Source organism: Arthrobacter sp. NicSoilB8 (assembly GCF_019977355.1).
Classification (GTDB): Bacteria; Actinomycetota; Actinomycetes; order Actinomycetales; family Micrococcaceae; genus Arthrobacter.
Genome location: NZ_AP024655.1, coordinates 759,284 through 771,691, shown reverse-complemented (window position 1 = coordinate 771,691; position 12,408 = coordinate 759,284). Strand labels below are relative to the sequence as shown.

Here is a 12,408-nt window from a genome sequence, read left to right as displayed (position 1 = left end):
ATACCGCGTATGGACTTACGTTATCGCCATTACCGCCCGAACCGCAAAACAGCGCATACTGCGGACGGAATAAATCGTCTCCGACCTGCGGTTTAAGGCAGCAGCCATGCCATCGCGGCCGCTACATGACCAGCAGGACTTTGCCCACGTGGTCGCCGGAATCGAAGTAGGCGTGCGCGGCTGCGACCTGGTCCAGCGGGAAAGTCTTTGCCACGAGGGGCCTGATCCTGCCGTCGGTCAGCATCGGCCAGACGGCGTCGCGCACGGCGTTCATGATCACGGTCTTTTCCTCGACCGGGCGGGGACGCAGCGCCGTGGCGATGATGGCGGCCCGCTTTCGCAGCAGCTGCCCAAGGTCCAGCTCCGCCTTGGCCCCGCCCTGGAGCCCGATCACCACCAGGCGTCCGTAGTCAGCGAGGGCATCGATGTTCTGCGCGAGGTACTTGGCCCCGACGACGTCGAGGATCACGTCCGCGCCTTTGCCGCCGTTCTGCGCGCGCAGGCTCGCGGGGAAGTCCTCCTCCGCGTAATTGATGGCGATATCCGCACCGAGGAAGGCCTTGGCGGTGCCGACTTTTTCCGCATTGCCGGCCGTCGTGGCTACCCGGGCGCCGATGGCTTTCGCCAGCTGGATGGCCATGGTGCCGATCCCGCCCGTGGCTCCGTGGATCAGGACCGTCTCGCCCGGCTGGAGCTGCGCCGTCATGATCAGGTTGGAATAGACCGTCGCGGCGACCTCCGGCAGGGATGCGGCCGTGACCAGATCCACGCCGTCGGGAATCCTCAAAACCTGCCCGGCCGGCACGGCCACCTTCTGGGCGTAGCCGCCGCCGGCGAGCAGCGCCACCACCTTGTCCCCTAGGGAGAACGCCTTGGTGACGCCCGGGCCGAAGCCTGCAATCCTGCCGGAGACCTCCAGCCCGGGGACCTCGGAGGCACCCGGGGGCGGCGGGTAGAACCCCCTGCGCTGCTGGACGTCGGCACGGTTCAGGCCCGCGGCGACGACGTCGATCAGCACCTCGCCGGGGCCGGCCACGGGGTCGTCGACCTCACGGACTTCCAGGACCTCGGGTCCGCCGGGCTCTGAGATATAGACAGCCTTCATGGAGCACTCCCGATTCCTAACTGGCTCCGCGCACTCGCGCCGCGATCACCAGGTCCGTTCAACATCTCTCCCCAGAATAGGGCGGGGAGCTGCAAGCGTCCGTAAGCGCTGCGTGTTTTTGTGGCAGCCGACTGCCTATGAAAGACTACTCGTTAGGGAAGGTTGTCCGAGCGGCCGATGGAGCTGGTCTTGAAAACCAGTGTGCGGTGACCCCGTACCAAGAGTTCGAATCTCTTACCTTCCGCGAGAGCGCAGAGTTTGCGCGGACTTTCTGCGTAGTTCATTTGCGCAGTTCTCAGGCCGGCTGAGGCAATCGAGAGATTGCTCCAGCCGGCCTGACTCGTCCGCCAGCCGTGTTTGTCCCGGATTACGCCGGCCTCCTAGCTGTGATTCCGCAGGATCTGCGCAATCTTCCCGCTCACCTGGCATCCTGCCGCATGGAAGGCAAAACGGTCCGGTACGATCGGCCTCGTGACGAAGACCACCACCAGCATCACCAGTATCTTTGGCCTCAGCCTTGCGCTCGCCCTTGGTGCCACAGCGGTGACTCCGGCGGCCAACGCTGCCACCCCAACGGCTGCAATCCGCCCGGCAGGCGTCACGGCCGCTGCGCTCAGCGCCCCCATGGCCAAAGCCGCGTACAACACCGCCCTCATCACCCTCGTCGCCGGGTACCAAACAGCGGCCCAACGTTTCGTCGACGACCAGGCCAGTGAATATGCCTACGAGCAGAACCTCCGGCCCGCCCTGGACAAAGCCCTCGACGCCAAGCGAGCCGGGCTCGACGCCAAGGACGCGGCTTACGAAAAGGCGGTCGCCGAGCTCACTAAATCGAACCGCGCAAAACGGCCCGCGCTCGACAAAGCCCTCGCTGCGGAAAAGGCAGCCTACGCCCAGAAGACGGCAGCGAACGCGCAGGCCCTGAAAGACCTCGCCGCCGCCCAAGACAGGAAACGCCCCGCCCTGGACCGGGCAATCGCAGCCGAACGAGCCGCCTTCGACCAGGAGACCAAGGCCTACGCCAAAGCCGTTGCCGGCCTGGCCGAGGCGAACAGCCGCAGGAGGCCCGCGCTCGATCAGGCCATCGCCAACGAAAACGCCAACTACGCCGCCAAGAGGGCTGCCTACGACGCCGCGGTGGCGAAGGCCAAGGCGGCCCGCACTGCGAAGCAGGTCGTCTACGCCAGGGACTACGCCGCGGCAACGACCACAGCAGAACGAGACCAGTTGAGGGCGGCCTACACGAAAGCCGTTGCCGGCTATGAGGCTGAACTGGCCGCCCTAAAGACGGCGTACGCCAAAGAAGCCCCCGCCAGGGACGCGCGCATCAAGGCACTCCGGGACGGCTACACCCAGTCCCAGGCCGACTACACCACGGCGCGGGCCCAGCTCAAGGCAAAATACGACAGCGCATCCCTGGCCAAGTCTGACCGCGTTCAAGCCCTCAACGACGGCTACACCCGGTCCAAGACCGACTACGAGAAGGCCCGGACCCGGCTCAAAGCCGCCTACGCGAAGGAAGCCCCCGCCCGGGACGCGCGAATCGCCGCCCTCCGCGACGGGTACACCAAATCCCAGGCCGAGTACACCATTAAGCGCGCCGAACTCGCGGACACTCACGCCAAAGCTGTCGCCGGCTACAAGAGAAGCACAGCCGCACTCCGCACCAAATACGCCCGGGAAGTAGCAGGCAACGAGATCCGGCTCGCAGCCACCCGCACCGCGTTCGCCGCGGCAGGCGCCAAGTACGCCACAGCACTGGCGGCGCTGCGCGCAAGATACCCCACCTACAACAGCTGACACCTGATGCGAACGGGCCCCCTGACCTCCGGGGCCAAGGCAGAAACGCCCCACGACCAGTCGAAGGAACCCATGGAACGCCGAGAATTCCTCACACTCCCGCTGGCAGCCCTGGCCGTCCCCGGACTCATCGCAGCCGGCGCCGGATCGGCCCGCGCCGCGACCGCCCCGGTCCGGGCCCTCAAGGGCGCATCCAACGGCGGCAGTGACGCGCTGTCCTTCCGGCAGATCAGAGGCCTCAACCCCGACTGGTACTACACCTGGCAGTCCACGCGGACCTACACCGGCACGCCCTTCGTTCCGATGATCAAAGACGGCAGGCGGCTGCTCGAAAGAGATGCGCTCGGCTTTGTGGCCAGGGAACTGAGCCAGACGAAAACCAAGAACCTCCTCGGCTTCAACGAACCCGACCACCCCCTCCAGGCCAACATGTCTGTCGATGAGGCCGTCCGGCTCTGGCCGCTGCTTCAGACGACCGGGCTGCGGTTGGGATCTCCGGCCACCGTCGGCCCAACGAGCCCTTGGCTGGAACAGTTCATGCTCAGGGCCAAGCGGGAGAACCTGCGCGTCGACTTCATGACCATGCACTGCTACGCCTGGCCAAACTCGGACAGCTTCCTTAGAAAAGTCACCGCGCTGCATGAGAAGTATCAACGGCCGATCTGGGTCACGGAATACGCGGTCGCGGACTGGAACGCCACCAAGACCCGCCGCAGCATCTACACCCGCCCGATGGTCGAGAAGTTCATGAGAGAGACTGTGACGGGCATGCGCAAGATGCCGTATGTGGAACGGTTCGCATGGAAGAACCGCCCCATCAACGACCCCATAATGGGCACGTCCTCGCTGTTCCACCTGGACGGGACGATGACATCAACGGGCAAGCTCTACGCCTCCCTCTAAGTGCGCCTGCGGGTCTGCTGGGTGACGGCAGCGGCCCCATTGAAAGTGTCGGTGCCCCGTCATAGTCTCTCTGTGTCCCCACCAGCCAGTCACCACCACCAGCGTTTTCCATCTGGGTCCACCAAACACAGTTCCCACCACCTAATACACAGTCCGGCGGCCGCACGACGACGTCCTGGCCGTCACCGAGAGCAGGAGCCCCCATGCCTACACCCGACCACTCCAATGGCGCACCGTGCTGGATCGACCTCATGACCTCCGATGCCGAGAAGGCCAAGTCGTTCTACGGCGCGCTGTTCGGCTGGACTTACCAGACCGGCGACGAAGAAAAGTACGGCGGCTACATCACTGCCTCAAAGGACGGGAAGTCCGTGGCCGGCATGATGCAACAGCAGCCGGACCAGGCAGGCTGGCCGGACATGTGGTCCACGTACCTGCGCAGTGAAGACGCCGCGGCCACCGTCAAGGCTGCTGCCGAGCACGGCGCACAGGTCTACATGCAGCCCATGGAGGTCCCCGAGCAGGGCAGCATGGCCATGATCGGCGACCCCACCGGCGCATCCGTCGGCGTGTGGCAGCCGGCGGAAATGGCGGGCTTTGAACTGGCAGCCGAACCGGGCGCGCCGGCCTGGCACGAGCTCCACACCAAGGACTACGCCACTGCCGTCAAGTTCTACCAGGACGTGTTCGGCTGGGACACCGAGGTCATGAGCGACACTCCGGAATTCCGCTACACCACGCTGGGTGCGGGGCCGGCGGCCAAGGCCGGCATCATGGACGCTTCGGCCTACCTGCCGGCCGAGGTTCCCTCCAACTGGCAGGTCTACTTCGCCGTTGAGGACGCCGACGCCACGATCGCCCAGGCCGTCTCCCTCGGCGCCACCGTGATCGACGGGCCGGACGACACCCCGTTCGGCCGGCTCGCCACGCTGGCCGACCCCACCGGCGCGATGTTCAAGATCGTGGCAGACACCGGACAGGGAGCCCAGGCCGCCGCGGAGGCCTAGCCCCGGACCCCCGGCCCCCGGACGCCCGGACGGAATAGGCCCCGGAAGGCGTCTCCGACCCAATTACAAAAATTGTTGTAAGAAATACCGGCCAGCCCCTTCCCCAAGGGCTACTGGCCGGTATTCTGCTGTGGAGCGTCCGGTGTAGGCACCCGGGCTCCGCTCAACCGCAGCACCCGTCACCGTTGCCCGGGGCTTTCGAGCCGCTCCGGGAAGATTGCGGCGCGTCTCGCTGGGGGACGTCCCGCCGAATGCACGTCTAATCCATACGTTGTTCATTCACCCCTGTTTGGATGGGCCCGGCACGACTTGACCAGGAGTTCAGGCCGGCCACTGTCCGCTGCACCCGGCGGACGCACTGCACCCTGCCCTTTTAACTGCACTGCCCCTTACCCGGGGCACCCTAATGAGAGTTAGAGCGGATGAAACAAACACCCTGGAAAACAGTGCTGGGCACAGCCCTGTCGGCGGCGCTCGTTGCGGCCCCGCTGGCGGTCGCGCCGGCCAACGCCGTGGAGGTCTCCCCGGCAGCACCCGGAACCTCGCCGGTGGTCATCAACGAGGCATACCTCAGTGGCGGCAGCTCCGGCGCCGCATTCAAGAACAAGTTCGTCGAGCTCTACAACAGCTCCGACGCGCCGGTCTCGCTGGAGGGCTGGTCCGTCCAGTACCGCGCGGCCACGGCCGCGGGGGCGCCGAGCTCGGTGGCTGCCCTGGCCGGGAGCATCCCCGCCAAGGGCTACTACCTGCTCAAGGGCGGCAGCAACGGCACGGCCGGCGCGGACCTGCCGGCCCCGGACGCCACCGCCACCGGGTTCAACCCGGCCGGGGCGGGCGGCACGATCGTGCTGGCCCGGCAGTCCGCCGCACTGAACCCGCTGGCAACGGGCTCGGTCATTGAACCGGGCAACGTTGCCGACGTGCTCGGTTACGGCACGTCCAACACCTTTGAGACCCAGGCGGCCGCTGCGCCGTCGGGCAACACCGACGTCAAAAGTCTGAACCGCAGCAACGGCGCGGACACGAACAACAACTCCGCTGACATCACGCTCAACGCAGCCATCACGCCGAAGGCCGCCAATGGCACGGCTCCGGGCCCGGTCGACCCGCCCGTGGTTCCGGGCCCGGGCACGCCACCGGCCGTCAAGACCATCGCCGAAATCCAGGGCAACGGTGCAGCCAGCCCGCTGGCCGGAGCATCGGTCACCACGCGCGGCAGGGTCACCGCGACCTTCCCCACCGGCGGTTTCGCCGGCTACTACGTCCAGACCCCCGGCACCGGCGGCGATCTCACGCCGGCCAACCACGCGGCGTCGGACGCCGTGTTCGTCTACTCGCCGTCTACAGTGGATTCCGTCAGGATCGGCGACTACGTCGAACTCACCGGCGCCGTCAGCGAATTCTTCGGCATGACGCAACTGACCGTTGCCGCGGCGGCCGATCTGACAAAACTCACCGAGGCCGCACCCGAGGTCAAGGCCACCGCATTCTCCCTCCCCGCCGACGAGGCCTTCCGTGAATCCCTCGAAGGCATGCTGCTCACCCCGCAGGGCCCGGTCACCGTGGCGGACAACTTCTCGCTGAACCAGTACGGAGAAATCGGCCTGGCCGGCGGCACCACGACGCTGGAGCAGCCCACCGCCGTCGCGCCGTTCGGCTCCCCGGAGTATAACGCCACGGTCGCGGCGAACGCCGCCCGCGGCATCAAGCTCGACGACGGCGCCACCACAAACTTCCTCAGGGACGCCGCCACCAAGGCCCAGGCGCTCCCCTACCTGACCACGGCGGATCACGTCCGGGTCGGCGCGCCCGTGACGTTCAAGACCAACGTGGTGCTGAGCTACGCGAACAACGCCTGGAAGCTCCAGCCCCTGACGCAGCTGACGCCAGCCAACGCGGACACCGTCCAGCCGGCAAGCTTCGGCGCCACCCGCGCGGACACCCCGGCGGCCGTCGGCGGCAACCTCAAGCTCGCTTCATTCAATGTGCTGAACTACTTCCCCACCACGGGCGACCAGGTGGCGGGCTGCACGTTCTATACCGACCGGGCCGGCAACCCGATCACGGTCAAGGGCGGCTGCGACGTCCGCGGCGCGGCAAACGCGGAGAACTTCAAGCGGCAGCAGGACAAAATAGTCGCCGCCATTTCCAAGTCCGGGGCCGACGTCGTCACGCTGATGGAGGTCGAGAACTCGGCCCAGTTCGGCAAGAACCGGGACGACGCCCTCGCCAGGCTAGTGGAGGCCCTGAACATCGCCACCCCGGGGATCTGGGACTACGTCCGCACACCCGCCAACGCACCCCCGCTGGCTGACGAGGACATGATCCGTACCGCGTTCATTTACAAGAAGGCTGTGGCCGAACCAATCGGCGAGTCCATCATCCACAACGACACGGTCGCGTTCGCCAGTGCCCGCAAGCCGATGGCCCAGGTCTTCAAGCCCGTGGGCGCCTCCGATGATAAGAAGTTCATCGCGATCGCCAACCACTTCAAGTCCAAGGGCTCCGCTGCCACGCCGGAAGACACCGACAAGGGCCAGGGCGCCTCAAACCTCGCCCGCACCGCCCAGGCACAGTCCCTGCTGGCGTTCTCCGACGAACTGCAGAAATCCAAGGGCACGGACAAGGTTTTCCTGATCGGTGACTTCAACTCCTACGCCAAGGAGGACCCGATCAACGTCCTCACCGGCGCCGGGTACGTCAACCAGGACGAGAAGGCGAAGAACGCCGACGGGTCGGCCAAGCATTCCTACCTCTTCGGCGGCCTCGTGGGCTCCCTGGACCACATCCTCGCCTCACCGGCGGCCAACACCGCGGTCACCGGCGCCGACATCTGGAACATCAACTCCGTGGAATCCGTGGCGCTGGAGTACAGCCGCTACAACAACAACGTCACCGACTACTACGCTCCGGACCAGTTCCGGGCGAGCGACCACGATCCCGTGGTGGTGGGCCTGGATCTGCCCGTCACCCCGGCCAGCGTTGAGCTGAACTTCCTGGGCATCAACGATTTCCACGGCCGTATCGACTCCAACACCGTGTTCTTCGCGGGGACCATCGAGAAGCTTCGCGCAGCTGCCGCCCCGGGTGCCACGGCGTTCATTTCGGCCGGCGACAACATCGGCGCCTCGCTGTTCGCCTCGGCGGTGGCCAAGGACCAGCCGACCATCGACGTGCTGAACGCCCTGGACCTGCGCACCTCCGCGGTGGGCAACCACGAGTTCGACGGCGGCTGGGCGGACCTGCGCGACCGCGTCACCGCCGGCGGGACCAACGCCAAATTCCCGTACCTGGGCGCCAACGTCTACACCAAGGGCACCACCACCCCGGTCCTGCCGGAGTACACGGTCCTGGACATGAACGGCGTCAAGGTCGCCGTGATCGGCACCGTCACGCAGGAGGTGCCCTCCCTGGTCACGCCGTCGGGCATCGCGGACCTTGAGTTCGGCGACCCTGTGGATGCCATCAACCGGGTCGCGGCGAAGATCAAGGCGGACAAACTCGCCGACGTCATCATCGTGGAGAACCACGACGGCGCCGGGTCCGGCGCGCCCGACGGCGCCACTTTGGACCAGGAAGTCGCCGCCGGCGGCCCCTTCGCCAAGATGGTCCAGAAGGTCACCCCGGATGTTGCGGCGATCTTCAACGGCCACACCCACAAGCAGTACGCCTGGGACGCCCCCGTCCTGGATCCGGCAGGCCAGCCCACCGGCAAGACCCGCCCGATCGTCCAGACCGGGAACTACGGCGAGTTCATCGGCCAGATCCAGCTGACCATCGACACCAAGACGATGTCGGTGACCAGCTACAAGGCCGGCAACGTCCAGCGCACCACGAGTGCCGCGCAGCCCGCGGCCGATCTGGTGGCCGCCTACCCTCGGGTCGCCGCGGTCAAGACCATCGTGGACAAGGCCCTGGCCGACGCCGCCGTGGTGGGCAGCCAACCGGTCGGCAAGGTCACCGCGGACATCACGACGGCGTTCGCCGGTTCTCCGGCCGTGCGCGATGACCGGGCCAGCGAGTCCACGCTCGGCAACCTCGTGGCGGACTCCCTGGTGGATGCGCTGAAGGCGCCGGACCTCGGCGCCGCCGAAATCGGCGTCGTCAATCCGGGCGGTCTGCGCAACGAGCTGTACTACGCTCCGGACGGCACCATCACGTACGCCGAGGCCAACGCGGTGCTGCCGTTCGTGAACAACCTGTGGACCACGTCCCTGACCGGGGCGCAGTTCAAGACCCTGCTGGAGCAGCAGTGGCAGACCAACCCGGACGGCACGGTCCCCAGCCGCGCCTACCAGCAGCTGGGCCTGTCCAAAAACGTGAACTACACCTACGACGCCGCCCGTCCCGCCGGTGACCGGATCACCTCGATCCGGGTCAACGGCACACTCATTAACCCGGCCAAGCCCTACCGGATCGGCACGTTCAACTTCCTGGCCACCGGCGGCGACAACTTCCGAATCTTCAAGGAAGGCGCCGGCACCAAGGACTCCGGACTCGTGGACCGCGATGCGTGGATCAAGTACCTGCAGGCCCACGACCCCGTCTCGCCCGACTTCGCTCGCCGCTCCGTGGCCATGGTGAACACGACGGCGGCCGAGGTCAAGGGCGGGGACTCCATCACTTTGGCGGTTTCGAAGCTGGACCTCACCTCGCTGGGCAGCCCGGTGAACGCCGCGCTGCGGGCCGAGTTCACGGATGCAGCGGGTACCCTGACGTCCCTCGGCACGGTACCGGTGACGGCCGGCGCCGCCACGGTGGACGTGAAGGTTCCCGCGGGCGCCGCTGCCGGCACGGGCACCCTGGTGCTCACCGCCGCCGAATCCGGCACCGTGGTGAAAGCGGCCGTGCTGGTCACCGCCAGCGTCCCCGTCCCGCCGAAGTGCACGCCTCCGGTCAAGCCGGCGCGGCCCTCGGACCTCGTGGGCCAGATGAACTACGGGACGGCCATGGCGGCCTACCGGAAGTGCCTTAAGGGCTGATGCCTTAGCCCGGCTTCCGGGCCCGCATCAGTGAGCATGCCCTCCCCCGGCCCGCAGCAATGGACATATAGGACATATGTCCGGCGCTCGGCCCGGACGGAGGGCATGCCCATTTTTCACGGGTCATCGCGGCGCCTTCACAGGGTCATCGCGGGCCTTCGCGGGCCTTCGCGGGGTCATCCCGGGGACTCACGGGCCTTCACGGGGTCATCGCGACCGGGCCCAGCACGGGACATGCCCTCCCCTGCGCCGCAGCAACGGACATGTACCCCATATGCCCATTGCTCAGCCCCGACGGAGGGCATGTCCATTCTTCGGAGCCGGGTGGAGAGGGTCGGGTGCGGGCTAGAGGGCCAGGATGTCGCGGGCGATCTCGTCGGCGTCGCGCAGGGTGCGCTGGCCGCTGCGGTAGACCGGTCCCGACGCCGGCCGGGCTTCGGCGGCGATGGCCGTGCCCCATTGCGTCGCGGAGAGCTGGAGTCCGAGCACGTAAAGTCCCTCCGTCACGGACCCGTTGGCCCCCAGCGGCCGGTAGGGGTGCGGCACCACGTCCAGCCCCGAGGTCTGCACCGGAACGCCCTCCACGGTCATCATGAGCCGCGGTCGCACCAGCCCCTCGGCGAGCAGCTGTTTCAGAAGGGGCGAGGCGTTGACGGCCACCCGGTTGGCCGGCGCCAGCGCCTCGATCATCGCCGTCGCGGTCACGGCACCCGCCACGGCGGTCCCCAGGCCGGCGGTCCCCAGGCCGGCGGTCCCCAGGCCGGTGCTCCCCATGCCAGAGCTCCCCACGGCACCGTTGCCCGCGGCGGCCGGTCCAGCGACAGGACGGCCCGGACCGGCACCAGTCCCGGCGCCGTCCCTTCCAGCACCCGCCGAGTCCTCGACGCTGTCATCGACGCCGCCGCTGCTATCAATGCCGACGCCGTCGACGCTTTGCTCGGTGCCGCCCACCCAGGGCGACGCCGCGGTGAACATCCGGGCCCGGCGGTCCACACCGAATTTGGGGTCCGGGCCCACGAAGCGGACTACCCCGGCCCGGGCCAGCGCCGCGAGCTGCGCAGCTCGCAGTGCCGGCGGACCGCTCGCAAGGCCTTCTACGAACGACTCGAACCAGCCGCGGAGCCCCGCGACCCAGGATTCGTCCGTGATGCCGCTGTCGGCCACGGCAGTCTTGAGCACGGCCCGGCCGTGGTGCAGGGCGCCGATCGCCATCTTCACGGGGTCGTCCTCGCCGAGTGCAGAGCGCCGGGCGTCGTCGAGCAGGTACTCGATGACAGCGGCATCCAGTTCGGCACGGGAGCCAAACGACCGCCCGGCCAGGGGCGCGGCGAGACCAAGCAGGTCCAGGCGGTGCGCTTCCCGGACATGGACGGCAATGACCGATTCGGTGGCGTTTTCCCACTTCCCGGTCGAGTGCGCGTGCGGCCGCAGGGATTCGTCCAGGGCGCGCAGGAACTCGGCCGGGTCGGTCAGGACGGCATCGGGCTGCGAGCGCGCGAGCGTCGAGTAGTAGGCCCAGATCGCGTCCCGGTGCAGGAGCGGCCAGAGGTCAAAGTCGAAGGACGGCCGGATGCCGGAGTCGGCGAACTTCGCGATCGCGTGCTCGGTGCAGTACCGCAGCTGGACCGCGCCCGGATAGTAGCCCGTGAGCGTCGCCTTCGCCCGGTAGGGGGTTCCGCGGCGTGAGGCGGCGATGATGAGCGGCTCGTCGCCGGAGGGCTGATACGTCAGCTCGCCGTTCGCCTCCGCGGCCAGGAACCGGCCGCCGCGCCCTTCCGTCAGCTGTCCCATCACGTCAAAGAAGTTCAAGCCCATGCCGCGCACCAGGACCGGCCGGCCGGCCGGGACCATGGACCAGTCGACGTCGGCGGGGGCCGCCGGCGGCACGTACAAGAGTCCGAGTTCCTGCGCCGAGGCGTGCAGTTCCCGCTGCTCGGCGTTCAGCTGCGCGTCCAGGTGGCCCAGGGCCAGCACCACGGAGTCGACGGTCAGCACCGTGCCGTCGTCGAGGTCGACGTCGAACCGCACCGACGATTCCTTCTGTCCGGCAAATTCCACCGGTGCCGCCGCAGGGTCCCCGGTCCCAGCGGCCGCGTGGCGGACGGACGTCGCCGTGGCCGGGTGGAAGTCCACGGTGACTCCGTCCGGCAGCCGGGTGAGCAGTTGTTCCAGGGTGGAGCGCAGGTAGCGGCCGTACAGGGCACGGCTGGGGAAGTCCGTCTCGGCGAGCCGTGACACTTCGGCGCGCTCGTCGTCGGTCAGCGACGGGTCGGGGCGGCGCTGCTGCAGCTCGCGCCACTGGTCGAAGGTGTGCCCGGCCAGGGGTGCGGCGAGCTCCCGGTCTTCGGGGATGACCGTGGGATAGAAGGACTGCGTGTTCATCAGGTACAGCCGGGACTGTCCGGGCTGCCAGACGTGTCCGGGGCCGGCCGGGTAGGGGTCGATCACGTCGACGTGCAGGGTTCCTGCCGGTCCGGCGGAAGCCCAGTTGGCGAGGAGCCGTTCCAGCACGCTCGTGCCCCGGGGACCGGCGCCTATCACTGCCGTCCGGATGCTTCGCGATATGCCCACGGCATCCAGCGTATCGGCAACCCGGGCGCTGGCTTGACCC

6 protein-coding genes and 1 tRNA gene are annotated in these 12,408 nt (G+C 67.7%); 5 read left to right on the top strand and 2 right to left on the bottom strand.

All coding sequences use genetic code 11. The annotated features are described in order from the left end of the window. Positions 1 to 121: 121 nt before the first annotated feature. Positions 122 to 1,105, bottom strand: coding sequence for an NAD(P)H-quinone oxidoreductase (locus LDO15_RS03555; RefSeq protein ID WP_223984082.1), 984 nt, complete (start codon positions 1,103 to 1,105; stop codon positions 122 to 124). 156 nt (positions 1,106 to 1,261) lie between these two features. Between LDO15_RS03555 and LDO15_RS03550 the strand changes: the two genes are divergently transcribed. From LDO15_RS03550 to LDO15_RS03530, 5 genes are all read left to right on the top strand, one after another. After that, a tRNA-Ser gene (locus LDO15_RS03550) sits at positions 1,262 to 1,349 on the top strand. 227 nt (positions 1,350 to 1,576) lie between these two features. Next, the gene (locus LDO15_RS03545; RefSeq protein WP_223984080.1) at positions 1,577 to 2,905 is read left to right on the top strand and encodes a hypothetical protein; all 1,329 of its coding nucleotides are present in this window, start codon (positions 1,577 to 1,579) and stop codon (positions 2,903 to 2,905) included. A gap of 72 nt (positions 2,906 to 2,977) precedes the next feature. Beyond that, positions 2,978 to 3,808 (top strand): glycosyl hydrolase, encoded by an 831-nt coding sequence (locus tag LDO15_RS03540; protein ID WP_223984078.1) that lies wholly within the window; start codon positions 2,978 to 2,980, stop codon positions 3,806 to 3,808. A gap of 203 nt (positions 3,809 to 4,011) precedes the next feature. Then, positions 4,012 to 4,815, top strand: a complete 804-nt coding sequence (locus LDO15_RS03535; RefSeq protein ID WP_223984076.1) for a VOC family protein — start codon at positions 4,012 to 4,014, stop codon at positions 4,813 to 4,815. A gap of 422 nt (positions 4,816 to 5,237) precedes the next feature. After that, positions 5,238 to 9,797, top strand: coding sequence for an ExeM/NucH family extracellular endonuclease (locus LDO15_RS03530; protein WP_223984074.1), 4,560 nt, complete (start codon positions 5,238 to 5,240; stop codon positions 9,795 to 9,797). A gap of 345 nt (positions 9,798 to 10,142) precedes the next feature. Here LDO15_RS03530 and LDO15_RS03525 read toward each other — a convergent pair whose 3' ends face one another. Further along, positions 10,143 to 12,368, bottom strand: coding sequence for an FAD/NAD(P)-binding protein (locus tag LDO15_RS03525; protein WP_223987037.1), 2,226 nt, complete (start codon positions 12,366 to 12,368; stop codon positions 10,143 to 10,145). Between the last annotated feature and the right edge of the window lie 40 nt (positions 12,369 to 12,408).